This window comes from Paraburkholderia nodosa DSM 21604 (assembly GCF_000519185.1).
Taxonomy (GTDB): Bacteria; Pseudomonadota; Gammaproteobacteria; order Burkholderiales; family Burkholderiaceae; genus Paraburkholderia; species Paraburkholderia nodosa.
Genome location: NZ_JAFA01000032.1, coordinates 36,335 through 59,775 on the forward strand (window position 1 = coordinate 36,335; position 23,441 = coordinate 59,775).

Genomic DNA, 23,441 nt, shown 5'->3' on the forward strand with positions numbered 1-23,441 from the left:
GGACGCTCCGTGCTGCAGTGCCGGCGAGTGCGATTTGGAGTTGTTGCGGAGCACGCCTGCGGGTTTCGCGTTGCCGCGTAACGTGGCGGGATCGGCGATTGCAGTCTAGGTAGCGAAAATCGGCGCGTCTTGGTCGATTAGCGTGCGACTCGTGACGATTTCTGCATAGTGGCCTGAAGGGGGCGCTGACCAGGGTGCGCACGGGTAGCGGCGGCGCGCAAGCCGTGCGTAGTGGAGGGTGGTGCAATCGGCACAGCGCGGCAACGCGCGCCTGCGCTCGTCAAGGCGCGATCGTATAGCGCAGAATCCGGTCGCGCGACTGCTCGAGCAGGCGCGTCATTGCAGCCGCCGCAGCGTCGGCTTCGCGCGCGACGATGTGCCGGCGCACGGCATCATGCAGTTCGAGATCTTCGCTGGGCTTCGCGGCCTGGCGCTGCATCATTTCCGACGACACGCGCAGCGCGGCCTTGATGGCGTTGCCGATCGTGATGAACATACCGTTCTGCGAGGCCGTGATGATGGCGAGATGGAACTCGAGATTCGCGTCGGCGGCCGCGCGTATGTCCGAGGCGCCATGCTGGGCAGACTGGCCGTAAGCGCTCGCCAGTTCCAGGTAGCGGCGCTCGATGATCTGGAAGGTCTCTTCCTTGCCATGGCGCGCGGCGAGAAAGCTAGCGCGCGGCTCGAAGCAGATACGCATTTCGAATATGTCTTCGACGATCTTCGAGTCGAACTGCGCATTGAGGCGCCACGCGAGCACATCGCGGTCGAGCAGGTTCCAGTCGGAGAAGGGCAGGACACGTGTGCCGATCTTGGGCGAAACGGCAATGAGCCGTTTGCCCGCCAACTGCTTGATCGCTTCGCGCAGCGTGGTGCGGCTCACGCCGTACGCGCTGCACAGTTCGCTTTCGACCGGCAGCGCGTCGCCGGGCGCAAACTCGCCCGAGACCACGCGCATGCCGATAATCTTGGCGATCTGCGTTGTTATATTGCCAACGACCGGTTCGCGCTCGAACATCACTTCCCCTTCATGGACGTCGTGCACAGCGTGTCCGTGCTGTGTTATCGGGCGGTCGTCACAATCACGTTCCACGAGCCCGGTTTGAGCTTCGCGCGCACGCGTTCCCCCTCGACCGACACGGCGCTGTTGACTGCAGGCGCCACCGTCGTTGGCGCCTCCACCGTGTTCACCGCTTTCATGTTGGCATGATACAACTCGAGCGCGTGATCGAGCGTACGTTCCTTGCCGAGTCCGCGCAGCTCGACATCGAGTTCCATTTCGTCGCTCAGGTGGCGGTTGAGCGCGAAGAGGGTCGTCGTGCCGGTGGCGCGATCGTCCACCACCGCTGCGCAAAGATAGGGGATCTCCGGAAAGGTTTCCGCTTCATAGGTGGGCGAATCGATCACCGGCTTGAGCACGCGGCCATGGCCGAATTTCGAGGCCTGCGCGAACGGATGGAAGATGGTCTGGCGCCACGCGCGGCCGCCGGGCTCCGTCATGATCGGCCCGATCACGTTGACGAGTTGCGCGAGACAGGCGGTTTTCACGCGGTCCGAGTTGTTCATCATGGTGATGAGCGCGCCGCCCACCAAGAGCGCGTCTTCGTGGTTGTAGACCTCCTCGATGAGCCGCGGCGCCTCGGGCCAGCCCGGCTTGCGCAGGTCGTTGATGGTGCGCGCCTTGTACCAGACGTTCCATTCGTCGAATGAAAGCATGATGCGTTTGGACGAATGCTTGCGCGCGGCCACGCTGTCCGCCACCGAGACGATTTCCTTGATGAACAGGTCCATCACTTCGATGTTGCCGAAGAATTCCGCGGTCGAGTCGCGCCGGTTCTCGAAGTAAGTATGTAGCGAAATGAAATCGACCTGCTCGAAGCAATGGTCGAGCACGCGGTCCTCCCACGCGCCATAGGTGGGCATTTCATGCGTGGAGGAGCCGCACGCGGCGAGCTGGATGGTGGGGTCGACCGAGCGCATGAGCTTGGCCGTTTCGAGCGCGGCACGTCCGTATTCTTCGGCAGTCTTGCGGCAGATCTGCCACGGGCCGTCCATTTCGTTGCCGAGACACCAGAACTTGATGTCGTGGGGCTGTTCATAGCCGTGCTCGCGGCGCAGGTCGGAGAGCGCCGTGCCGCCCGGATGATTGCAATATTCGACGAAGCGGCGCGCCTCGTCGGGACCGCGCGTGCCGAGGTTCACGCCGTACATGGGCTCGATGTCGAGCGAGCGGCACCATTCGATGAATTCATTCGTGCCGAACTGGTTGGTTTCGGTGGAGTACCACGCAAGATCGAGGCGGCGCGGGCGCTTTTCGCGCGGGCCCACGCCGTCTTCCCAGTTGTAGCCCGAGAGGAAATTGCCGCCCGGGTAACGCACGATCGTCGGGCCGAGTTCGCGCGTGAGCGCCATCACGTCCTTGCGGTAACCGCGCTCGTCGGCGTCCGGATGGCCGGGCTCGAAAATGCCGGTGTAGACGCAGCGGCCCATATGCTCGACGAAGACGCCGAAGAGGCGCCGGTCGAGCTCGGAAATGACGAAGTCGCGATCGACGATGAGGCGGGAAGCGATCATGGTGTTCCTCTATCCATCCTGTAGCTGTGTGAAGTGAGGCGGCCGCGCCGGGCGGGCGCGGACCTCCGGTGGCGTTATCGTGCGAGCAGGGCGTTGGTGCGTTGTTCGGCTTGCTTCTGCACGTCGGCGACCGACTTGCCCGTCGAGAGCATGTTGCTGATCTCTTCGCCCACGATCTGCTGGATCGCGAACTGGCGCGGCACGGTGTTCGGCAGTGCGTAACCGGTGGTGGAGATCTCCTTGATTTCCGCGCGATGCGGCAGCGCGTTGAACGTGGCGCTCGTGATGATCGACTGCCGCGCGGGCAGATGGCCAGTGCGGGCCCAGTCGCCGTCGTGGTCGTAGAGGAACTTGAGGAACACGAGTGCGGCGTGGCGCGTCTTTTCGTCCTTTGCGCCACCCTTGAGCATGACCCACGAGTGGCCGTCGGCCCACACCGCTTTCTTCTGATACAGATTCGGGAACGGCACCACGTCGTAGCCGTTGGCAAGCGGTGAGTCTGCCTTCTTCGCGAGATTCGTGAAGTCCTCGATCATCCACGTGCCGCACATGAGCACGCCCGCCTTGCCGTTTTCGAAGGCCTGGTTGGCCGCGCCGTAGTCGAGCCCCGGCGTGATCGCGCTCGCCTTCATGAGCTTGTCGTAGAGCGTGAGCGCATTGGTGGCGGCCGGCGTGTCCATGTCGATCTTCGTCGGGCCATTGGGGAACAGCGTACCGTTCTGCTGATAGACCCACGTGTCGAACGTGCGCGTTTGCGCGGCCGATTCGTTGGCGATCGGCACGGCGAAGTAGGGCAGGCCCGTTTTGTCCTTGAACTGCTTCGCCTGAGCGAGCAGTTCGTCGGGCGTCTTCGGCAGGATGGGCTTGCCGCTCGCGTCGACGAGTCCCGCTTTCTTGAACAGGTTCACGTCGATGTGCCAGAGCCACGAATGCGTGTCGAACGGCAGCGCATAGGTTTTGTCGCCGAACGTCACGGCGCGGTGCGCCTGGGTCGTGAAATCGCCCTTGTCCACGCCGACCGACTTGAAGCCGTCGTCGAGCGGTTCGACCAGATTGCGCTTCACGTAGTCGCCCAGCACGGACTCGTGCATGACCGAGATGGTCGGCACGTCGCGGCTCAGAATGCGCGCGTCGATCTGCGTATAGTAGGGCGCCCACTCGATGATCTGCGGCTTGACGACGATGTCTTCCTTGTTCGTCGCGTTGAACTGGTTCACGAGCGTCGTGATGATGCCGCACTCGCCCGAGGCCTGGCTCACGTCGTTGACCTTGCCGTATTCGGCGTCGCAGGCGCCGAAAAAGCGTGACAGCGTGATTTCCGTTTTGGCCTGGGCCGGCGCCGTCAAGGTCACCGCAAGGCCGAGCGCAGCAAGCGTGAGTACGCCGCGCATCAACGATCTTCTCATGTCTCTCTCCTGTGCAAGACCCCGCTGGCGCGCTGTTCACGCGCTCCCAGTGGATCATTTTGTTTGTACTGCGAATCAAACGGAAACCGGGCGCTGCTGGCCGATGTGTGTTTCGGGGTCGCCACCTACCGGACTGCGGTGCCGGCCACGGCCGCCACGATGTACTTCTGGAAGAACAGATACAGCACGAAGATGGGCAAGCCGGCGAAGACGGCCTGCGCCATGAGGTAGCCGATGCCCTCGGACTGCGCGAAATTGCCTTGCGTGGAGGCGAGCCCGATCGTCAGCGTGTACATCTCGGGCTTCGACGCGGAAACGAGGGGCCAGAGATAGTCGTTCCACGCACCGAGAAACGTGAAGATGGCGAGCGTCGCCTGCGCCGGCAGCGAAAGCGGCAGCACGACGCGCCAGAACACCTTGAAGCGCGAGGCATTGTCGAGCAAGGCGGCCTCTTCGATCTCGATGGGCACGGCCTTGAAGTACTGCGTCATCAGATACACGCCGAACGGCGAGGCGAGGCGCGGCAGAATCAGCGCGCCGTAGGTGTTGTGCCAGTCGAGCGTGGCGAAGATGTGGTGCAGCGGAATCACGAGCGCCTGCTCCGGCACGGCGAGTCCGCACAGGCAAAGCACATAGATATAGCGTTTGCCGGGAAACTCGGTGCGCGCAAAGCCATAGCCCGCGAGCGAGGCGATTACGAGCGTGAGCAGCGTCTGGCCGATCGAAACGATGAGGCTGTTGACGAGCCACCCGCCCACTGCCGAGGTGTTGAGGATGTTCGTGTAGTTCTGCAGCGTGAAGGGCGGCGAAAAGAGCACGTCGGTGTGCTGTTCGAGAAACGCATTCGGCTTGAACGAGAGGCACAGCACCCAGACGAGCGGTGTGATCCAGAAAAGCGCGAGCACGACCACGGCGCCGAGCATCAGGCGGTCGCCCATGCGGCCCGTCAGCGAGCCGCGCGAGCGGGTTTCGAAAGCGAGCGTGCTCATGCCTTCTCCTTCTTGCGCAGAAGCCAGGCCTGCGCAACCACGCCGATCAGCATCAGCGCGAACAGCACTTGCGCCGCCGCTGCGGAATAGCCGAACGACCATTGGCGGAAGCCGGTTTCGTAGATGAATTGCACGAGCGGGCGCGTGGAATTGTTGGGGCCGCCGTCCGTGAGCAACTGGGCCTGGCCGAACAACTGAAACTGCAGCACCGCTTCGATCACCGCCACGAGCGCAACGGTGCGCCAGATGGAAGGCAGCGTGATCTTGGTGAACGTGCGCCAGCGCGAGGCGTTGTCGAGCGCCGCGGCCTCGTAAAGCTCCTGCGGAATCTGCTGGAGCGCGGCCAGGAACAGCATCATCGGCAGGCCCATGATCCACCAGACCGTGACGACGGCGATAGCGGGCAGCGCGGTGGCCTCGTGCATCAGCGGGACGAATTCCGGCAAATGGAGCGCGTGGCTCAGGTCGGCGAGCAGGCCGTTGCCGGGCATCATCACGAGCTTCCAGACCAGCGTGACGATTGTGACCGATAACACGGATGAGCCGAAAAAAAGCGCGCGCAGCGCGGCGCCGAAGCGCCCGGGCCGGTTCAGCGCCAGCGCGAGCGCGAGGCCGAGCAGCACGAAGACAGGAACCGTGAGAATGACGAAGTAGAACGTGTTGCGCAGGGCGCCGCGGAAGATCGGGTCGAGGGTGAGATCGAGATAGTTGCGAATGCCGATGAATTCGCTCGTGCCGGCGAGCAGGTCCACGCGCTGCAGGCTGAGCCACCAGCCAAAGCACAACGGGACGATCAGCAACAGCACGTAGACGATCACGAACGGCAGCACGAACAGCGCGTTGGACCACGGCGCGCGCAGGTTGCGCCGGCGGCCCTCGCGCGTTTCCGGCAGCGGCATGGCAAGCGAGCGGTTAGAGGCCATGCCAGGCCTTGCCGGTTTCATCGAATACATGCAGGTGCGCCGCATCGAGACTCATGCGGATGGTGTCGCCAGTCTCGATTTCGAGTTCGCGTGCGCGCGGCAACTCGGCCACGAGCAATTGACCGTTGGGCATGCTCACATGCGCGAGCGAGCGGTCGCCTAGCCGTTCGATGACTTCGGCGCGGCCGACCAGCGGCCCTTGCGGGTCCAGCAGCACGTGTTCGGCGCGCACGCCCAGCGTGAGCTTGCCTGCTGGCAAGCTCGCCGCGGCAATGGCGGTGGGCGCCTCTACGCCGTCGAACGGCAGGGCGACGATCAGCCGGCCTCCGTTGTCGCCAACGCGCTCGACATCGATAAAGTTCATGGCGGGCGTGCCGATGAAACCCGCGACGAAGCGCGTGGCGGGCCGCTTGTAGATGTCGAGCGGTGCGCCGATCTGCTCGATGCGCCCGCGGTTCATGACGACGATGCGCGTGGCGAGCGTCATGGCTTCCACCTGATCGTGCGTGACGAACACCATGGTGGAATGCAGGCGCTGATGAATGCGCGCGAGCTCGAGGCGCGTGCGGGTGCGCAACGCGGCGTCGAGGTTGGAGAGCGGCTCGTCGAAGAGAAAGGCTTCGGGTTCCTTGACGACGGCGCGGCCGATGGCGACGCGTTGGCGCTGGCCGCCCGAAAGCTGGGCGGGACGTCGCTGCAGCAGCGGGCCGAGTTCAAGCATGCGCGCGGCCTCGTTGATGCGCTGGTCGACTTCTCCCGCGCTCACGCCCGTATTGCGCAGGCCGAACGCCATGTTGTCGTACACGGTCATGTGCGGGTAGAGCGCGTAGTGCTGGAACACCATCGCCACGCCGCGCTTGCCCGGCGGCTGGTCGTTCACGCGCCGCTCGCCAATGCTGATCTGGCCGTCGCTCACTGTTTCGAGCCCGGCGATCATGCGCAGCAAGGTGGATTTCCCGCACCCCGAAGGGCCGAGGAAGACAAGGAACTCACCGGATTGAATGTCGAGGTCGAGGCCGGTGATCACCTCGGTTTCGCCATACCGCTTCGTTACGCCGCTCAGTCGGATGCCCGTCACGGTGCCTCCTGTGGAGTAGTCTCGTACCGCCGCTTTTAGTGCGTTGATATTATGAAAAGAGCGATGCTCTAACCCATTCGTGTAAACACTGATCCTCTGGTATCCCAAATAATGGGTTTTATGCGCATTACATCAATGGGGCGATTACGCAAGATGGGATGGAGAGGATTGCCTGGTAATTCCGTATCGCTTATGCGCGGGAGGCGCAATGCGTTAGCGAGACAAAAAAATACCCGCACGAGGCGGGCAAGAGGTTTGAGGAGACACTAAGAGAGGACGCGGGGGGCACCCTCAATGCAGACTGTAGCGCTTACCGCGGCAGTCCACACCTATCAGAACGGGGAGGGTGGGTGAAATGTCGGTGTGAGTGGCAGCGCAAAGCGGGGACACGGATCGGGTGGTAATTGATTCGGTATCCTGATTCAATACGAGTCTCGCTATTTTTCCATTCGGATTTGAAGTACGGTTGGATTGTAGAGCCAAGCCTGGCACGCGCGGCTCATGGAGATTCCCGCCTGGAAGGATCCATTCGCGGGGCTCGACGCGCCCGAACTGCCACCGGTCGGGGTGGAAGCAAGATAGCGGTGGGCGGCGTTCTAACGTCAACCCGAAGTGCGCCAGACTCAGTGCGACGAAACATATATCGCATCCGCAAACGGCTCCGGAATGGCAAAGCTTGCGCGTATCCGCTTCGTTTCCGCTGCAGGCGTGAGGCCAAAGAGTCTTTTGAACTCCCTGCTGAACTGGGACGCACTCGTGTAGCCCACCGCGAGGCTCGCCGCCTCCGCGGTCAGGTCCTGCCGGACCATCAACAGGCGAGCCTGATGCAAACGCGTCGACTTCACGTACTGCATCGGCGAGACCTGGGTGATCGCCTTGAAGTGGCTATGGAAGCTCGGCACGCTCATTCCCGCTTCTTGCGCCAACTGCATCACGTCCAGTGGCTGCGCGTAGCCGGCGTGGATCAGGCGTAGCGATCTGCCTATCCGGCCGAACTGACCTCGCATCGCTAAAGCCTCGCGCATCGAGCTGCCTTGTGCGCCGGTGAGCACCCGGAAATAGAGTTCGCGCAGCAGGCACGGGCCCAATACGGCGGCTTCGAGGGGCCGATGCATCGCCTCGAGCAAGCGCAGCAACGAGACCTGCATCGCGTCATCCATCGGCGTCGACATCATGCTTTGAGGCGCTTGCACGCGCTCCGCTACGCCTTCGCGATCGATCTGTACCGCCAGTTCGGCGGCCAGCGTGAAATCGAGATGCAGGTAGAGCGCAAGCAACGGACGCTCCGCAGTTGCGTCGGTTTCCATGCTGAACGGAACTGGCACGGACACGGCCAGATAGTGCTGTTCATCGTACAGGTAGAGACGGTCGCCGAAATAACCTCGCTTGCGCCCCTGGCAAACGATCACGATGCCGGGGTCGTAGAGCACCGGCGTGCGTGACAGCGGCCGGTTCGAACGCAGGATACGGACGCCCGGCAGCGCGGTGAGGTTGTAGCCCTCCTCGGGCGCCAACGCGCGAAGCAAGGCAATGATGCGCTTGCGGCTGCGCGACGAGAGGTCAGGATTGTGGGTAGAGGCCCGCTTCGTGCTCATAGTTTTAGGCAAGAAAAATAGCGGAATTTCGCTTGGTTCGCTCCGCTCTTCAGACTAGTATGCACTCACCAGACCACATTCGGGAGAAGCTTCAATGGAGTCCAGCAAAATTCTGCTCATCACTGGCGTGAGCAGCGGCTTTGGTCGCGCGCTAGCGCAAGAGGCGGTTGCGGCAGGCCACAAAGTCGTCGGTACCGTGAGAAGTCTCGAGAAGAAGCGCGAGTTCGAGTCTCTCTCTGCAAATGCCGCATTCGCACGCGTGCTCGATGTGACCGACTTCGACGCGATCGACGGTATCGTCGAGGAAATCGAGGCGAGCGTCGGGCCGGTCGATGTGTTGGTCAACAATGCTGGCTACGGGCACGAAGGCGTCATGGAAGAATCGCCCCTGGCCGAAATGCGCAGACAGTTCGACGTCAACGTGTTTGGCGCGGTCGCCATGATGAAGGCGGTTCTGCCGTTCATGCGTGCGCGCAGACGTGGCCACATTCTGAACATCACGTCGATGGGCGGCTATATCACCATGCCGGGCATCAGCTATTACTGCGGTAGCAAGTTCGCCCTGGAGGGCATCTCCGAGGCGCTTGGTAAGGAGGTCAAACCTTTCGGTATCGCCGTGACAGCCGTTGCGCCTGGCTCCTTCCGCACCGACTGGGCCGGCCGCTCGATGCGACGAACGCCCCGTTCGATCCCGGATTACGACGCGAACTTCGATCCTATCCGCAAAGCGCGCGAGGAGAAAAGCGGCAAGCAATTGGGCGATCCCCAAAAGGCAGCGCGCGCGATGCTTGCCGCAATCGCCGCGGACCACCCTCCCGCGCATCTTTTGCTAGGTAGCGATGCACTCGGGCTCGTGAGGGACAAGCTGTCGACGTTGGAAGACGAAATCCGTGCCTGGGAGAGCGTGACGGTCTCGACTGACGGCTGAGGAGCACAGGCGTGACGGGGCTTCTCACCCGGCTTGAAACTGCTGGCACTCCGTTGCGAACCAATGGTCGACCACGCGCTGCGCCGCCTGAAGATCCTCGGGGTAGTACGGGTCGTTCCATGGTGACGGGTCGTAGCCGGCCTTCCTTAGCGCCGCAACCTCGCTTTGGTGTTGTGCCATCGTCGGAGGCGCGTTGCTCCTGAGCGCGGCGAGGTCACGGCACTCCATTGGACTCAGATGTGACCCGCTTTGCGGCACGCCGCCGGCGGCACATCCAGCCAGCAGGAGCGCCAGCGCAGTCAGCGTCGTGCGGTTTTTCGGGCGGCTTTCCATAGCGCATCTCCACGCGTCTGATTGGCGCGACGAGCGGTACGATGCCGCCCGTCGCGCGTGACTTCCGCGTCTATTTTGCCTTAGGCCAGTCGCCGGAACAGGCGCACTCGAAAGTGAAGAAAGCCGGGAGTCAGTGGAACGCGTGCGCCTGGTTCACTCGATCGCCGCTCCCTGTATCGCCTCGACGAGGTCCGCGTTGCTGTGGGCGCGGCCCGCGATGCCCCAGGAACCGTCCGCCGCATAGACGATGTTGGTCCAGATGTGGTCCCGCGTCAGCCGCCCGCCGGCCGCACGTTCGAGGATCGCGGTCGCCTTTTCGGTGAAAGCCTGTTTGGCCTCGGGCGTCGCAAGCGCGATCTGCGGCAGCGTGAGTTCGACGAACGCCGCGGCCGCTGGCTTGCCGGCCGAGAACACGCGTGCGGCCGGTATGACGTTCAGCGTTCCGATCACATTGGGCGTCATGAACGCGTTGCCTTCGAGCTGCGCGACACTCAACAGCGCCTGCGTCAAGGCGGCGAACGTATGGGCTTCGGCCTCGGTGGACAGCACTCCTTCGGATACGGTCAGCGTGATAGGCATGTCAGATCCTCACGTGTCAGTGACTGCGGTTAGTGGTATATATGTAGCAACTGCTCTCTATGTATAGACACTGGTTGCTCTTTAAGCAAGAAAAAAGAGCGATCGCTCCGAATGTGAGATTCCGATGCGTTATACCGCCGAGCACAAGAACGAAACCCGCAAACGCATCGTCGATGCAGCGAGCCGCCTGTTCCGCCGCGACGGCTACGGCGGTTCCGGCATCGACGGCCTGACGAAGGAGGCGGGCGTCACCAACGGCGCGTTCTACGGGCACTTCAAATCGAAGGGCGAGGCGTTCCGCACGGTGGTTCTGGCTGGCATGGAACAGTTGCGGCTCGCCGTCGCCGATCTGAAAGCGAGCCGCGGCAAACGCTGGCTCAAGACGTTCATTGGCTTCTATCTGGGCCCGAAGCGCACTTGCGACATCGGCGAAAGCTGCGCGCTGCCGAGCTTTTCACCCGAGATGGTTCGCGCCGACGGCGAGACTCGCGAAGCCTATGAGGCGGAGCTGCGCCGCTTGATCGAGGAGGTCTCGGCGGGGCTACCCGACGAAGCCGGCGCGGCGCGCGACGACAAGGCGATCGCGCTGCTTGCGATGTTGTCGGGCGGAGTCACGCTGGCGCGGGCGGTGCCGGATCCGGCGCTGTCGAAGCGGATCGCCGACGCCGTCGAGCGCTCGGCGGTTGCGCTGACTTCGGCGCCGCGCAAGCAAGGCTGAGGTTACGCGGAAGCGGGGACACTTGCCCTAGAGGCCGTTCGCCCACCAGCAGCAGACGAAGAAGGCCGACGCGCCAGTTGCGTCGTCGGCAGCACGGCAATGCGTTCGGGCGCCGGCACGACACCCGAACGCGGATTGCCTAGTAGCCGACCGTGAAGCGCGCGCGCTCGTGTGCAGGCTGTTCCAGTTCGTCGACCAGCGCAACGGCGTAGTCCTCAAACGAGACCCAGCTCCTGCCCTGTTCGTCCACGAGGAGGTCATCGCCGCCAAGGCGGAACTTGCCCGTGCGCACGCCCGGATCAATCCGCATCGGCGGGCTGAAGTACGTCCAGTTGATATCCGAGGCTCTCAACGCCGCGAAAGCCTTGATATGGGAAGTTGCGATCGAAACCAATTTCTCCGGCCAGTGACCCGAATCAAGCACCGTTACGCCGGGCGAGAACCAGAGCGAGCCGCAACCGCCTGCCATGATGAGGCGCGCAACGCCGGCCTTGCGAACCGCGGCAATCGCCCGCTCGGTCACGTCGGCCAATTGATCCGTGTAACTCACATCGCTGAAAAAACGTGCGTCGTCCTTCGGAGGTCCGAAGGCGCTGACTACGCCATCGGCCCCGGCGATGATCTCCGCAATTCGATCTGCACTACTGAGATCATCGCGCGCGCGATTGATGCTTCTGGGAAGCTTGTCCGGGTTGCGTGCGACGGCCGTGACTTGATGCCCGCGGCTGATCAGTTCGCTGAGAACCGTGCGGCCGACCTGACCTGTGGCGGCGAGAACGACGACTTTCATGTTCAAGATTCCTTGATGATTGGCATTTCGTTGGTTGAATGGCTATGTGGCCCGCGATGCCGGGGGGCACCGTGGGGCTCCGCGCTACTCCGTATGACCCGTGGTCTCCAGCGCCGGGTAATCGACATAGCCCGCTGCGCCGCCGCCATAGAACGTCGCGCGGTCATAGCGGTTGAGCGGCGCACCCAGCCTGAGCCGCGCAGGCAGGTCGGGATTCGCGATGAACTGCCTGCCGAATGCCACCGCGTCGGCGAGCCCCGCCTGGATGGCCTTGTCCGCTGACTCCGCTGTGAATCCGCCGGCGAGGATCAGCGTCCCTGGCCAGTAGGGGCGGAGCTGGCTGATCTCCTGCGGGGTGTCGATCTCCATTCCGGCGCTCGTGCGCGCCTCGATCAGGCTGACGTAGGCGATACCGAGTTTGTTCAGGCGTGTCAGCACATACCCGTAAAGCCCGACCGGATCGGAATCGCCCACGTCGTTGTAGGTGCCGAACGGTGACAGGCGAACGCCGACGCGATCGGCGCCCCAGATCTCGATCAACGCTTGCGTTACCTCGATGAGCAGCCGGGCCCGGTTCTCTACCGATCCGCCGTAGATGTCGGTGCGCTTGTTCGAGCGATCGTCCAGAAACTGCTGCAGCAGATAGCCGTTCGCGCCGTGAATCTCCACACCGTCGAACCCGGCCGCCATGGCATCGCGCGCGCCTTCGCGCCAGGCCTCGATGATCCCGGGAATCTCGGCCAGCTCAAGTGCACGCGGCGTCTCGTAAGGCACTGGCTTCCACTCCGGGGTCAGCGCAGTTTGATCGGTGATCGCAATCGCCGACGGTGCAACAGGAAGCTCGCCATTCGGCTGGAAGCTCGAATGCGACGAGCGCCCCGTATGCCACAGCTGCAGAAAGATGACGCCTCCCTTGGCATGTACTGCGTCGGTCACTTTCCGCCAGCCAGCCACTTGCTCTTCGGAATGAATGCCAGGGGTCGCCGGATAACCCTGCCCATCGGGGCTGACTTGCGTGGCTTCGGCAATGAGGAGGCCGCCCTCGGTAGCGCGTTGGCCGTAGTACTCGGGCGCGAGCGGGTTCGGAACATTCCCGGCGCCAGCGCGCATGCGCGTGAGCGGGGGCATCACGACACGATGGGCCAGCTCGTAGCGTCCGACTTCAAGCGGTGTGAAGAGCGATAAGGGGGGCATCAGAGAATCCTTCGCACGTTCGTTCGGCAACAGGTGGCGCAAATCCGAACGGAAATTTCAGGGCCGGTGCAGTCGAGGCGCATCGGGTGGAAACTGCTAAATTAATTATGACCGGTCGTCTTAAATTAGTCAACGAGGTCGGATCAATGGGATGTGCACCCGAATTCCCGTAGTGCTTGACAGCCGGTTCGGGATGGTTAAAATTGAAGACGACCGGTCATTTATATTTGATGGAAGCTGCGCCGATGGAATCGAAGACGACCCCGGCCCGCCGAGGCCCCAAGCCCAACGTACTTACCCGCGACGATCTGCTTCGAGCAGGAGTCCGATTGCTGCACGATTCCGGCTACGCCGCGACGGGTATCAAGGAAATCGTCGATGCGGCCAAAGTGCCCAAGGGGTCCTTTTATAACCACTTCGATAGCAAGGAGGACTTTGGGGGCGAAGTGGTCGACGCTTATTTCGAGCGAAGCCACGGCGAACTGCGTGCACTCCTGACCAACGAGAGCATGCCGCCACTCGTGCGCTTGCATACCTATTTCGACGAGCGGATTCGCGGTTATCGGGCGGGTGGCTATCTGCGAGGTTGCCTGATGGGAAACCTCAGCCTCGAGGTCGCCGATCACAGCGCATTGATCCGTGAGCGGCTCGCAACGCATTTCAGGACATGGGCCGCTCTCTTCGAGAACTGCGTTGCTGAAGCTCAGGCGACGGGGGCGATCGGCACGCGACTGCCCGCGCCGTTGCTCGCCCAATTCATGTTGAACAGCTGGGAGGGCGCACTGTTACGCATGCGCGCGGAGCAAAGCGACGCCCCGCTGTATGAGTTCATGGAAGTTGTCTTCCGATCGGTTCTGGCTTGACGCAGCGTAAGAGACAAAAATGAACCCACTTGAAATGAGCGGACTCGATTTGCTGCGTGCAGTCGTGGCCGGCGACCTGCCGCGTTCGGCGATGGCAGAGACCGTACCCATGACGTTTCTGGACGTCGATCCCGGGTATGTGAAGCTTTCAGCCCGCGCAGGGAAACAACATCTCAATCCTCTGGGCGGCGTTCACGGCGGTTTCGCGGCAACCGTACTTGACTCCGCAACGGGCTGCGCTGTTCATTCGATGCTGGAGGCGGGCGTCGGATACGGCACGATCGATCTGCAGGTGAAGATGTTGCGCCCCGTGCCGATTGATCAGGATCTGGTGGCCGAGGCTCGCTCGGTCCACATCTCGCGAAACATCGCGACCTCGGAGGGTACGTTGAAGTCTTCCGATGGAAAGCTGTTCGCGACTGCTACCGCAACCTGTTTCTTGAAGAGAGGGTAGGAAACGTAGCGACAGCCAGAACGCTCTGACCGGTCGCAAGGCGCTCCAGTGCCATCAGCAGGCGTGCCTGCTGCCGCCACATCGTCGGCGTGATCGGCACTTTCGCGCTGGTCTCCCATGCAAGTTTGTGCGTGCACATCAAGAAAATGAAGGAAGCCATAGAAAGTGAGCCATTTGCCCTGAGGGGCGTGACTCGACGTGAGGCGTCTGCCCGGCTACTCGAATGGGAAGCGCGAAAGAAGAGGGTATTGCCGACAGCGATCGTGTTGACGGTATTGCCTGGCGCGCTGGACGGCGTGTTCTCTTTTAGCCTGTAGCCGGTGCCCACATTGGCTCCCGGAAAGGACACTTCAATGCCGCGGCGGCTCGACGTCGAAGGCAATCCGTCCAGCCGGCAGAAAAGTGAGCGAGACGACGGCACCGCCCTTGACTTCAGGAAAGTGATGGCTGCCCGGCGCGGGTGCTGTCCAGCCGCCATAACACCAGCCGTTCGGACCCGCGAGCGCAGCGCCTTCATTGAGCGGCACCACCAGATTGATCTCGCCATAGGGGTGCAAATGGTCGTCGGCGCGCAAGCTGCCTTCCGGGTTGTTCTGGGTATTGTCCGTGCTGTCCAGCAGCACCGCCGTGGCGCTGAAGAAGAGCGTCTCCGCGCTCGGCACGACGACTCGTGAGCGACGATAGCGCGGACCGGCGACCTCGATGTCGGCCGCCCAGCCTTCATTCACGCCGGCGATAATCAGTCGCGACAGGTCCCTGTACAACGCGCTTTCAACGCCATATTTCGTATTCAGCCATTGCTCGACCTCGGTGCCCGCGGTCATGTCCTTGATCTCCTGCAGCAAGGGGATAAAGCGTGCGACGAGTTCGTCCCGGGTGGTTGCGAATTGGCTCTGAGACATTCTGGACCTCGCTCCTGTGTGCATCGGTGGCGGCAGTGGATGGGAGCCGCCATTCTTGCTGATGACGTACGTTCAATCCATAATCAATCGATCGGATTTCCTATTGCATCGTACAAATTTCACATGGACCCACTTTCCGATGTGTTCTCGCTGCTGAAAGTCAAAAGCGTGCTCTCGGCCCGCTTTGAGGCAGCCGGTCCGTGGGCCCTGAGATTTCCCGCCTATCGTCATGTGAAATTCGGTGGTGTCATCAAGGGCGCCCGATGGGTATGGATCGAAGGCGTCACCACGCCCGCGAAGATGGAGGAGGGGGACTTCTGTCTGTTCACGGACGGATCGCCCTACTGTTTTGCCAGTGACCCCGCCGTGAAAATGCAGGACGGAGACAAGATGTTTGCCAGTCACCTGGATGCGGACGGGATCGTTCGCTATGGACGGGGAGACACGCGCACGATAAGCGTCGGGGGGACGTTCGAATTCGACGGAGACATGAGCGGCCTGCTGCTCAATATCTTGCCCCCGCTCGTGCTCGTTTCCGCGGATTCTCCGGATGCCAGATCGCTGCGTGCGGCCCTCGAATTGATCAGGACAGAGACAGAATCAGTGCGGCCTGGCACGGCGGCGATGGCGGGCAGCCTCGCAAATATCGTGCTCGTGAACATCCTGCGCGCGCATCTGGCCGCGAGTTCGGGGTCCACCGGCTGGCTAGGCGCGTTGTCGGATCCAAGGATCGGCGCCGCGCTAAAGATGGTGCATGAGGACATGGCTCGTCGGTGGAAGGTGGCCGAACTGGCGTCGAAAGTCGGCATGTCACGCACCGCCTTCATCGAGCGCTTTAAAGACCTCGTGGGATTGCCTCCATTGGAATATCTGATCCGCTGGCGCATGACGATCGCAAGAGATGCCTTGAAGACGGGCAACGATAATCTCGCGAGCATCGCCGCCGCCGTTGGCTACGCATCGGAGACCACGTTTAGTTCGACTTTCAAAAGGATGTTTGGTCAGAGCCCCAGCCGGTATCGCTCGCAAGTGCGAAGCAAGGTTTGAATGCATCCGGCAGGCAGGCTCCTGGCGTCGATAGCGGCGGCCTGCGCGATGGCCCGATCCGCAGCCTGGTCCGTCCGGGTGAGTCTTCGTCATTTCTCCTGGTCATGTGCCGCTGGACTCGGGGGATCCGCACTCGACAGCGCGGATCGTCTTGCGATCATGGACGCGTTTGCGCGTGACGTCCGTCGTGCACGCGGCGTTGATCCGGGCGAGTAGGGCGAAGATGACCCTCTGCCGATCAAAACGGGGAACCCGGGCAAACGGTTCGCAAACCCGCGCCGGGACGGGTGCCAACGCGTTGCTGCAGCGGTTCCGCGTGGCAGCCGCCCTTGATCACCTGACCGGCCCGTTGGGGGTCAGGATCGGTGGTTCAATGCCGCCCGTATCCACGGCGAAGCCGCCCCAGGGGCCCGAACCGACACGCGGGCCGATGTCACCCGGCGGGATGTAGTCGCTGCTGACCGGTATGGCGGCCGCCGTACCGCGAGAGCCGGTCCCCGTGCCGATGACGCCTGGCGGGCCGTAGCCGGTATCCGAGGTAGTCGACGCCGGGGCGTTTGTGCTGCCGCCCGCACCCGTTACCCTCGGTTGGCTGTATGTTGCCGGCGCGGCGCGCGCTATGGAGTTCGCACCAGGCGCGGTGCGGGGCATTACCACGACCACGTTCTGCCTCATGCGCAACCGGGCGAACCTGCTTCCCAGGGCGCTGGCCGATGCCACGCCAGGGCCGCCTGCACTCGCGTTACCTCCGCCGGCGGCGCCTGCACCTGCGCTACCGGTGCCCGAACTGCCTGTGCCAGAGCTACCTGTGCCGGAGCTACCTGTGCCGGAGCTACCTGTGCCGGAGCTACCTGTGCCAGAGCTACCTGTGCCAGAGCTACCTGCGCCAGAGCTACCTGCGCCGGAACTACCGGCACCAGAACTACCGGCACCATGGCCGCCCCCTCCCGAACCCGCACCACTGCCACCCGAACCGGCGCCGCTCCCTCCCGAGCCGGCGCCACTGCCACCCGAACCTGCGCCGCCGCTACCCGAACCGGCACCGGCGCCACCGGAGCCGGAACCGCTGCCCCCCGAGCCCGCACCGTTGCCGCCTGAACCGGCACCGTTGCCGCCGGAGCCCGCACCCGCTCCCACACCCGCACCGTTGCCACCCACACCTGCGCCGACACCCGCACCGACGCCTGCGCCGTTGCCACCCACACCAGCGCCGACACCCGCACCGACGCCTGCGCCGTTGCCACCCACACCTGCGCCGACACCTGCACCGACGCCCGCGCCGTTCCCACCCACACCTGCACCGACGCCCGCACCGACGCCCGCACCGTGGCCGCCGTTGCCGTTGCCACCGCCATTGCCGCCCGCGCCCCCACCGTGGCCGCCACCGCCACCATTGCCACCGCCACCGTTGCCGCCTGCTGCTGCATAAGCCGCACCGGACAGCGCTAACATCACCACCCATGTCGCCGTGTGTTTCGTCGCTCGGTTCATCGTCCGCCCCTTTCCTCGTACAAACCGCTTCGAAAGTGCGCCGGTGCAGCGCTCAAATTCTGCGCGTACGCCAACAGCTGCCTCGCGCATACGATGTGCCACGGCGAGCGGGGGAATCGATTCTACTAAGGAGAACTACGAACAACGCGATGCATCGCCCGATGCAGGCGGGATGACCCGGCGTTCCCTTGTACGGTTGCGCGTTTTTCACCGACGGCATTTTGAAAAATTGGCATCGGAAAAGTCTCCAGGCGTCACGTACGGATCCGACCACACGTCATGCGTGGGAACCGTGTCGAATGCCGGACTTGAATAAGAGTCTTTATCAACCTCCGGGAAAGCATGATCCGTGCGCAGAATCCAGAGAGCGGAGAAGAGGAACTCGTGGATGCGAGCCACCGAATTCCTCAGGGTTCAACACGTCACCTGATTCGTACTGCACCGGTACTGACGTCCCGATCAGCGTCAGGGCTTCCCGCTTTGCGCATATTCACGGATGCGCGTGGCCAGCGCGGGTATGCCCGAATTGCGGGCCACGTAGTGGGAAAGCTGGCGGGTGCTCAGGTCGACGGTCACCTGATCGTCGGGCGCCTTGGTATAGGGTCCATCGACGGCAGCGTGATATTCGATGCGCAACTGGGTGTCGTTCGCGAGGATGCGCAAATAGCCGTAATTCTGGTCGTCGTAGTTCTCGATGACCACGGCATCGGTGCTCTTCGTTGCGGCCTGGATCAGCTGCGGTGCACGAAGCGGCGGCTGGCCGTTGGTGGTCAGTCGCTGTACGTTGTGTCCGCCGTTGCCGCACACGATGTACGGAATGTGGGTGCCGTCCGGACGTGTGCGTGTGAAGCGCTGATAGTTGTGCGCGTGGCCCGCAAGATCGGCATGGGGCCATACGCCCACCTCTTCGCAGATCGCATCGATCTGCTGCTGCATCTCGACACTCCAGCCGTGACGTCCGCGCGCGACATACGGCGGATGATGATGCGCGAACAGTAGTGCGCCCGTGTAGCCTTCCTTTTTCACCCGCGTCAACGCCGCCTTGAGAAACTTCAGCTGGCTACTGCCGATGTCGCTATTCGAAATCACCCCTGGATCTTCGAGCGTATTGCTATACAACGCGATGATGCGCACGAACGGCGCTTCGAATGTAAAGAAAACGCCAGGTTGAATTTGCGCAGTACGTGAAAGGTTGCCCGCATCGGGCGAGACCTGAAAGCAGTCGGAGCAGAAGTTTCGCAGAAACGCCTGCAGACTCTTTTCGTGCTGCAAAGGCGAGATCATCCCGTCATGATTGCCGGCTACAGCGAGGATCGGCGCGTGATAGTCGCGATAGGGCTCGTAGAACTGATCGTAGTAGTACTGCGCTTCGCCGAAGCTGTAGACGATGTCGCCCAGCAGAAAATTGAATTGCGGCACTTCGGCAGGATCGGTTTCGTCGAAGTCGCTGACCATCTTGTCGGACACTTCGTTCTGCGTTTTCGGGCTGCGGGTACTGCCGCAATCGCCCGTCGAGTGAAAAACGATCTGTCCGTTCGCGTTGATCTGATCGAGGATGGTCTGATCGTTGTCGATCACGTCAGCGAGTGTCAGGCGGGGCTCGACGCCGCCGCGCGGCGCGGGAAACGCAAGGGCCTTGAGTTTGTGCTCGCGGTTGAGTTCGTCGATCATCCTGTAGGCCGCCACATCGGATGCGTGCCTGACGATGAAGGTTTGCGGATCTGGCGTAGGCTGCGGCTGCGAGAAGACGGGGGCGGCGAGAACGCGGCCGCTGCCACTGCTGGTTGACGTTCGAACTGAGCGCTTCTTTGGCATGTTCCATTTCCTCCAATCGTGGATAAAAAAGTGGGACCGGGCTTGATCGACGTGGTCCCTGCCGAATGCTCCGGGTGAGACGGTGGCTTGGAGGAGAGGTTCAGTCGTAGTCGTTGCAGGTCGTAACAGGAGATTTTTTTCTCCGCTTATACTCACTCTCGCCTGAATGGTTCGCGCCCAGGTCCCACGCTGCACGCCGAAAAAAAACACGACGCCAGTCGACAACACGGCACGCGATTCACGTTTCGCAACCGCGGTTCTTACATAACGGGTGGGACCTATTATGCTAAATCGTGCTTTTGGCGCAGTGATTTCATCGTTGCTCGTGGCCGGCGCGGCCGCTGCACCAGCCATCGCGCATGCCGACGACAGCTTCGCGCAGGACGACGGCGCGTCGCATGGCCGGGCGGTCAAGGTAATGATCATTTCGATGTTCGGTCCGGAAGGGCAGGTGTGGCTGGATCATCTCGGACCGTGGCAGGACATCACCGTCGCGGGTCTGTCCCCTGATTACCCTGCCGTGCACTGCAACCGCCAGGATGTCTGCGTGATGACGACAGGCATGGGGCACGCGAACGCCGCCGCGTCGATCATGGCGCTGACGTTCTCGCCGCGTTTCGACCTGCGCCATACCTACTTCATGGTGGCGGGCATCGCCGGTATCGATCCGCTTCAGGGGACCGTCGGTTCCGCTGCCTGGGCGAACTGGCTCGTCGACTTCGGCATTCAGTGGGAGATCGACGGACGCGAAATTCCGCCGGGCTGGAACACTGGCTATCTCGGCATCAACACGACGGGCCCGACCCAGAAGCCGCCGCTCGACTATCGCACCGAAGTGTTCCAGCTGAATCCGGCGCTCACGAACGCGGCGTTCGCGCTGTCTCGCAACGTGACGCTGACCGACGACGCCCAGGCGCAGGCCGCCCGTGCCAAATACAGCTATGCACCCGCAAACCGTCCGCCGACCGTGATCCAGTGCGACACGCTGGCGGGCGATACCTGGTGGTCGGGCACCGACCTCGGCGAGCGGGCGCGGCAATGGACGAAGATCCTGACCGACGGCAAGGGCACCTATTGCACGACGCAGCAGGAAGACAACGCCACTTTCGAGGCGCTGACGCGTGCGGCGAACGTGCATCGCGTCGACCTGAACCGTGTGGCGGTGCTGCGCGCCGGCTCGGATTTCGACCGGCCGTACGCGGGCCAGTCGAGCGCGGATAATCTGCTCAACTACGCGTCGCAAGGCGGCTTCACGATCGCGATCGACAATTTGTTCCTCGCGGGCAATCCGCTAGTGCAGGACATCGTCACGCATTGGGGCGAGTGGCGCAACGGCGTACCGCAGCGCTAGCGCGCACGGTGTTGCGGACGGCGTGGGCATGCTGGTCGAGCACGCCGCCGAAGCGTTTGCATGGTGATGCGGCGTGCGACCGTCGACGGCGGCTTGGGGTCTCCTGCGTTTTGCCGGCAGGCAGCACCGCTTTCCAGGCGCCGTCCCACCTACTAGACTTCGGTGATCACACGGGACACTTTTCCGACAGGTGACCGATGCCTCCATCCGATGCAGGTTTGCTTACCGCCGTGCTCGAGGCCGTCGCCCGTCGCGACAGTCTGGTCCCGAATGACTGGACGAATGTCATCACTTTTGTCTCTCTGCGCTCGCCCGCCAGGTTCGATCGCGACGCATTCGAAAGACTGCGCTCGATGATGAAGGCGGACTACGGCCTCGAACTGACGGTTGTCGGCGGCGCCTATGGATGTTTCAAGCTGTTCGTGCGCGTCGAGCATTCAGCAGACGGTAAGGCGACGATGGTGGAAGTGGATTCCAGCACGCAGCCCGATCCGGATCTGGTGAAGGTCGTCCTGCTGCAAATCATGAATTCCCAGGCCGTGCGAAAGGAACTCGCCGAAGCCGGCATTGCCAAGGTGCAGACCCGCGAGGTCACGTACGACGTGCGCACCGAAGAGCGCGGTTCGGGGCACGGCGGCGACAGGCCGATCATCATCGTGAACGGGCCGGTCGGCTCGATCGGCAACCAGAACACGATTTCGGGCACGGACATCAGCGCCGGACATGAGCGACCACTGGCTGCCCGCGCCTCGCGCAAGCCCGGGCCGGGTAAGTGACGGCGTTCCCAAAGGAAGAAGGAGCGAGACAGTGAACAAGACCACCGAAGTCAAGGGCGCCGTGGTTTCGATAGGCGACTTCAACGACATTCACGACGTCAACGTGCAGGTCAACATGGTCGAGGCAATGGCCGACGGCGAACTGCACTCGCTGGCTGAGCAACTCGCTTCCCTGCGGCAGGCGCTGCAGTCCAAGGCGGCATCGGCCGACGATTTTGTCGAGCTTGGTCAGGTCGCCCAGGCGGAAAAGGCCGCTCAGGCCGGGGACAAGACCGGCGTGTTCGAAGCGCTGAAGAAGGTCGGCCGGTGGAGCCTCGACGCCGCCAGGGATCTGGGCGTCGCTCTCCTCGCTGAAGTCATCAAAAAGTCGGCCGGCATCGGCTAACGCGCGCGCAGCCAATTCGTGACTTTCGGCCCACGGCCGGGATCTTCCCCGAGTCGGTCATAGGCTCACGGTGGCGTCGTCAAGCAACGGATAGTCGTTATATCCGGTTGCGTCGTCCGTATAGATCGTCTCCGCGTTGACGGCATTGAGCGGCGCGTCGCGTCTAAAGCGCTCGACGAGATCAGGATTGGCGATAAAGGCGCGCCCGAACGCTGCGGCGTCCGCTTCGCCGCGATCAATCGCGGCCTGTGCGCTTTCCTTTGTCAGCCCTTCATTGAGAATGTAGGCCCCCTTGAAGTTCTGCCTTACGTCGCGGCCAATTCGCTCTTCGCCGCGATCGAGGCCCTCTCGCGCGAAGATGAACGCGATGTTGCGCGCGCCGAGTTGCTGGGCGACATATCGGAACAGCGCACGCGGATTCGAATCATGCATCGAGTGTGAACTGGACATCAGATTCAGATGCACGCCGACGCGGTCGGCCGGCCAAACAGTGAGCACGGCATCGAGTGCTTCGAGAAGGAAGCGCGCGCGGTTCTCGATCGAACCGCCGTAGCGGTCGGTACGCTGGTTCGATCCGTCGTGCAGAAATTGATCGAACAGGTAGCCGTTCGCGGCGTGCAGTTCGACTCCGTCAAAGCCAGCGCGCCTGGCGTTTGCCGCACCCACCCGAAAATCTTCGACGATGCCGGGAATCTCCTCGGTCCGCAGCGCGCGTGGCACGGTGAAGGGCCGCTGCGGACGCAGGCGGGAGACGTGGCCTTGCGCCGCCACGGCGCTTGGCGCCACGGGAGGCTCGCCGTCGTGGAAGACGGGATCGGAGACTCGCCCGACGTGCCAGAGCTGGGAGACGATCACGCCGCCGGCTGCGTGAACGGCCGAGGTTACCTGCTTCCAGCCCGCGACCTGTTTTTCCGTCCAGATGCCCGGCGTATGGGGGTAGCCAACACCCTGAGGCGTGACCGAAGTGGCTTCGGTAACGATCAGGCCTGCACTTGCGCGCAGCGCATAGTGTCGCGCGTTGAGCGGACCCGGGCTGCGCTCGTCGAACGCCCGCATGCGAGTGAGCGGTGACATGACGATGCGGTTCGCCATCTTTAGCGCACCAATCTGGATGGGGTCGAAGAGTGTAGACATTGGCGGGCTTACCTTACGCACTGGGGTGATACTGATCGTGCTGCCCGGCTGGCAACCGCCAGCACGGGCATCTACGGCATCGTTGGGCTCATGGCCTGACCGGCAGGCCTGCCCGT

General features: G+C 62.8%; 22 protein-coding genes and 1 pseudogene. 9 read left to right on the top strand and 14 right to left on the bottom strand.

Annotated elements, in window-relative coordinates; translation table 11 throughout:
- Positions 1 to 280: 280 nt before the first annotated feature.
- From A3CW_RS0133140 to A3CW_RS0133170, 7 genes are all read right to left on the bottom strand, one after another.
- Positions 281 to 1,045: a FadR/GntR family transcriptional regulator gene (locus A3CW_RS0133140; RefSeq protein ID WP_245623810.1), complete on the bottom strand. Its 765-nt coding sequence runs from the start codon at positions 1,043 to 1,045 to the stop codon at positions 281 to 283.
- A gap of 17 nt (positions 1,046 to 1,062) precedes the next feature.
- Positions 1,063 to 2,574, bottom strand: coding sequence for an arabinosylfuranosidase ArfA (arfA, locus tag A3CW_RS0133145; RefSeq protein ID WP_028207401.1), 1,512 nt, complete (start codon positions 2,572 to 2,574; stop codon positions 1,063 to 1,065).
- A gap of 74 nt (positions 2,575 to 2,648) precedes the next feature.
- Positions 2,649 to 3,980: an extracellular solute-binding protein gene (locus tag A3CW_RS0133150; protein WP_028207402.1), complete on the bottom strand. Its 1,332-nt coding sequence runs from the start codon at positions 3,978 to 3,980 to the stop codon at positions 2,649 to 2,651.
- 125 nt (positions 3,981 to 4,105) lie between these two features.
- Positions 4,106 to 4,969: a carbohydrate ABC transporter permease gene (locus A3CW_RS0133155; protein ID WP_035514681.1), complete on the bottom strand. Its 864-nt coding sequence runs from the start codon at positions 4,967 to 4,969 to the stop codon at positions 4,106 to 4,108.
- Positions 4,966 to 5,892 carry a carbohydrate ABC transporter permease gene (locus tag A3CW_RS0133160; protein ID WP_028207404.1) on the bottom strand — a complete coding sequence of 309 codons (927 nt, stop codon included), beginning with the start codon at positions 5,890 to 5,892 and terminating at the stop codon, positions 4,966 to 4,968. Before A3CW_RS0133160 ends, A3CW_RS0133155 begins: the two co-directional genes overlap by 4 nt.
- Positions 5,882 to 6,970, bottom strand: a complete 1,089-nt coding sequence (locus A3CW_RS0133165; RefSeq protein WP_028207405.1) for an ABC transporter ATP-binding protein — start codon at positions 6,968 to 6,970, stop codon at positions 5,882 to 5,884. Before A3CW_RS0133165 ends, A3CW_RS0133160 begins: the two co-directional genes overlap by 11 nt.
- A gap of 623 nt (positions 6,971 to 7,593) precedes the next feature.
- A complete protein-coding gene (locus A3CW_RS0133170) occupies positions 7,594 to 8,565 on the bottom strand; it encodes an AraC family transcriptional regulator (RefSeq protein ID WP_028207406.1) in 972 nt (323 codons plus the stop codon).
- A 94-nt stretch (positions 8,566 to 8,659) separates the two neighbouring features.
- Between A3CW_RS0133170 and A3CW_RS0133175 the strand changes: the two genes are divergently transcribed.
- Complete coding sequence (locus A3CW_RS0133175) at positions 8,660 to 9,493, top strand: oxidoreductase (protein ID WP_028207407.1); 834 nt, start codon at positions 8,660 to 8,662, stop codon at positions 9,491 to 9,493.
- Positions 9,494 to 9,517: 24 nt separating this feature from the next.
- On the opposite strand, the gene A3CW_RS0133180 is transcribed toward A3CW_RS0133175, so the two are convergent.
- Together A3CW_RS0133180 and A3CW_RS0133185 are read right to left on the bottom strand one after the other, a co-directional pair.
- A complete protein-coding gene (locus A3CW_RS0133180; protein WP_028207408.1) occupies positions 9,518 to 9,826 on the bottom strand; it encodes a DUF4148 domain-containing protein in 309 nt (102 codons plus the stop codon).
- Between the two features lie 153 nt (positions 9,827 to 9,979).
- The gene (locus tag A3CW_RS0133185) at positions 9,980 to 10,405 is read right to left on the bottom strand and encodes a tautomerase family protein (protein ID WP_028207409.1); all 426 of its coding nucleotides are present in this window, start codon (positions 10,403 to 10,405) and stop codon (positions 9,980 to 9,982) included.
- Between the two features lie 124 nt (positions 10,406 to 10,529).
- On the opposite strand from A3CW_RS0133185, the gene A3CW_RS0133190 reads away from it, so the two are divergent.
- On the top strand, positions 10,530 to 11,123 hold the full coding sequence (locus A3CW_RS0133190; RefSeq protein WP_028207410.1) for a TetR/AcrR family transcriptional regulator: 594 nt from the start codon (positions 10,530 to 10,532) through the stop codon (positions 11,121 to 11,123).
- 139 nt (positions 11,124 to 11,262) lie between these two features.
- Here the strand turns inward: A3CW_RS0133190 and A3CW_RS0133195 are convergent, their stop codons facing one another.
- Positions 11,263 to 11,913, bottom strand: coding sequence for an NAD(P)-dependent oxidoreductase (locus tag A3CW_RS0133195; protein ID WP_028207411.1), 651 nt, complete (start codon positions 11,911 to 11,913; stop codon positions 11,263 to 11,265).
- An 84-nt stretch (positions 11,914 to 11,997) separates the two neighbouring features.
- Positions 11,998 to 13,107 (bottom strand): alkene reductase, encoded by a 1,110-nt coding sequence (locus tag A3CW_RS0133200; RefSeq protein ID WP_028207412.1) that lies wholly within the window; start codon positions 13,105 to 13,107, stop codon positions 11,998 to 12,000.
- A gap of 245 nt (positions 13,108 to 13,352) precedes the next feature.
- Between A3CW_RS0133200 and A3CW_RS0133205 the strand changes: the two genes are divergently transcribed.
- Positions 13,353 to 13,970 carry a TetR/AcrR family transcriptional regulator gene (locus tag A3CW_RS0133205; protein WP_028207413.1) on the top strand — a complete coding sequence of 206 codons (618 nt, stop codon included), beginning with the start codon at positions 13,353 to 13,355 and terminating at the stop codon, positions 13,968 to 13,970.
- Positions 13,971 to 13,989: 19 nt separating this feature from the next.
- Positions 13,990 to 14,424, top strand: a complete 435-nt coding sequence (locus A3CW_RS0133210; RefSeq protein ID WP_028207414.1) for a PaaI family thioesterase — start codon at positions 13,990 to 13,992, stop codon at positions 14,422 to 14,424.
- A gap of 350 nt (positions 14,425 to 14,774) precedes the next feature.
- Here A3CW_RS0133210 and A3CW_RS0133220 read toward each other — a convergent pair whose 3' ends face one another.
- Positions 14,775 to 15,326 (bottom strand): 4-hydroxylaminobenzoate lyase, encoded by a 552-nt coding sequence (locus A3CW_RS0133220; protein ID WP_028207416.1) that lies wholly within the window; start codon positions 15,324 to 15,326, stop codon positions 14,775 to 14,777.
- A gap of 39 nt (positions 15,327 to 15,365) precedes the next feature.
- Here A3CW_RS0133220 and A3CW_RS0133225 point away from each other — a divergent pair, with 39 nt between their 5' ends.
- On the top strand, positions 15,366 to 16,373 hold the full coding sequence (locus A3CW_RS0133225) for an AraC family transcriptional regulator (protein ID WP_245623811.1): 1,008 nt from the start codon (positions 15,366 to 15,368) through the stop codon (positions 16,371 to 16,373).
- Between the two features lie 1,956 nt (positions 16,374 to 18,329).
- Here the strand turns inward: A3CW_RS0133225 and A3CW_RS0133235 are convergent.
- Complete coding sequence (locus A3CW_RS0133235) at positions 18,330 to 19,907, bottom strand: metallophosphoesterase family protein (protein WP_245623812.1); 1,578 nt, start codon at positions 19,905 to 19,907, stop codon at positions 18,330 to 18,332.
- Between the two features lie 55 nt (positions 19,908 to 19,962).
- On the opposite strand from A3CW_RS0133235, the gene A3CW_RS0133240 reads away from it, so the two are divergent.
- The 4 genes and pseudogenes from A3CW_RS0133240 to A3CW_RS0133250 all read left to right on the top strand — a co-directional run bounded on the left by A3CW_RS0133240 (position 19,963) and on the right by A3CW_RS0133250 (position 22,191).
- Positions 19,963 to 21,030, top strand: a complete 1,068-nt coding sequence (locus A3CW_RS0133240) for a purine-nucleoside phosphorylase (RefSeq protein ID WP_028207419.1) — start codon at positions 19,963 to 19,965, stop codon at positions 21,028 to 21,030.
- Positions 21,020 to 21,097 (top strand): annotated as a pseudogene (gene aroE / locus A3CW_RS54030) (shikimate dehydrogenase); the annotation flags it as partial. The gene A3CW_RS0133240 and the pseudogene aroE, both read left to right, overlap by 11 nt.
- Positions 21,098 to 21,248: 151 nt before the next feature.
- On the top strand, positions 21,249 to 21,806 hold the full coding sequence (locus tag A3CW_RS0133245; RefSeq protein ID WP_028207420.1) for a hypothetical protein: 558 nt from the start codon (positions 21,249 to 21,251) through the stop codon (positions 21,804 to 21,806).
- A gap of 31 nt (positions 21,807 to 21,837) precedes the next feature.
- Positions 21,838 to 22,191: a hypothetical protein gene (locus A3CW_RS0133250; RefSeq protein ID WP_028207421.1), complete on the top strand. Its 354-nt coding sequence runs from the start codon at positions 21,838 to 21,840 to the stop codon at positions 22,189 to 22,191.
- A 57-nt stretch (positions 22,192 to 22,248) separates the two neighbouring features.
- On the opposite strand, the gene A3CW_RS0133255 is transcribed toward A3CW_RS0133250, so the two are convergent.
- Positions 22,249 to 23,325: an alkene reductase gene (locus tag A3CW_RS0133255; RefSeq protein WP_028207422.1), complete on the bottom strand. Its 1,077-nt coding sequence runs from the start codon at positions 23,323 to 23,325 to the stop codon at positions 22,249 to 22,251.
- Positions 23,326 to 23,441: the final 116 nt, after the last annotated feature.

Coding starts and splice junctions, on each gene's coding strand:
- A3CW_RS0133180 (WP_028207408.1), bottom strand. CDS start 9,826: ATGGAAAGCCGCCCGAAAAACCGCACGACGCTGACTGCGCTGGCGCTC.
- arfA (WP_028207401.1), bottom strand. CDS start 2,574: ATGATCGCTTCCCGCCTCATCGTCGATCGCGACTTCGTCATTTCCGAG.
- A3CW_RS0133155 (WP_035514681.1), bottom strand. CDS start 4,969: ATGAGCACGCTCGCTTTCGAAACCCGCTCGCGCGGCTCGCTGACGGGC.
- A3CW_RS0133205 (WP_028207413.1), top strand. CDS start 13,353: ATGGAATCGAAGACGACCCCGGCCCGCCGAGGCCCCAAGCCCAACGTA.
- A3CW_RS0133175 (WP_028207407.1), top strand. CDS start 8,660: ATGGAGTCCAGCAAAATTCTGCTCATCACTGGCGTGAGCAGCGGCTTT.
- A3CW_RS0133225 (WP_245623811.1), top strand. CDS start 15,366: ATGGGAGCCGCCATTCTTGCTGATGACGTACGTTCAATCCATAATCAA.
- A3CW_RS0133220 (WP_028207416.1), bottom strand. CDS start 15,326: ATGTCTCAGAGCCAATTCGCAACCACCCGGGACGAACTCGTCGCACGC.
- A3CW_RS0133160 (WP_028207404.1), bottom strand. CDS start 5,892: ATGGCCTCTAACCGCTCGCTTGCCATGCCGCTGCCGGAAACGCGCGAG.
- A3CW_RS0133150 (WP_028207402.1), bottom strand. CDS start 3,980: ATGAGAAGATCGTTGATGCGCGGCGTACTCACGCTTGCTGCGCTCGGC.
- A3CW_RS0133200 (WP_028207412.1), bottom strand. CDS start 13,107: ATGCCCCCCTTATCGCTCTTCACACCGCTTGAAGTCGGACGCTACGAG.
- A3CW_RS0133240 (WP_028207419.1), top strand. CDS start 19,963: ATGCTAAATCGTGCTTTTGGCGCAGTGATTTCATCGTTGCTCGTGGCC.
- A3CW_RS0133210 (WP_028207414.1), top strand. CDS start 13,990: ATGAACCCACTTGAAATGAGCGGACTCGATTTGCTGCGTGCAGTCGTG.
- A3CW_RS0133255 (WP_028207422.1), bottom strand. CDS start 23,325: ATGTCTACACTCTTCGACCCCATCCAGATTGGTGCGCTAAAGATGGCG.
- A3CW_RS0133170 (WP_028207406.1), bottom strand. CDS start 8,565: ATGAGCACGAAGCGGGCCTCTACCCACAATCCTGACCTCTCGTCGCGC.
- A3CW_RS0133190 (WP_028207410.1), top strand. CDS start 10,530: ATGCGTTATACCGCCGAGCACAAGAACGAAACCCGCAAACGCATCGTC.
- A3CW_RS0133185 (WP_028207409.1), bottom strand. CDS start 10,405: ATGCCTATCACGCTGACCGTATCCGAAGGAGTGCTGTCCACCGAGGCC.
- A3CW_RS0133195 (WP_028207411.1), bottom strand. CDS start 11,913: ATGAAAGTCGTCGTTCTCGCCGCCACAGGTCAGGTCGGCCGCACGGTT.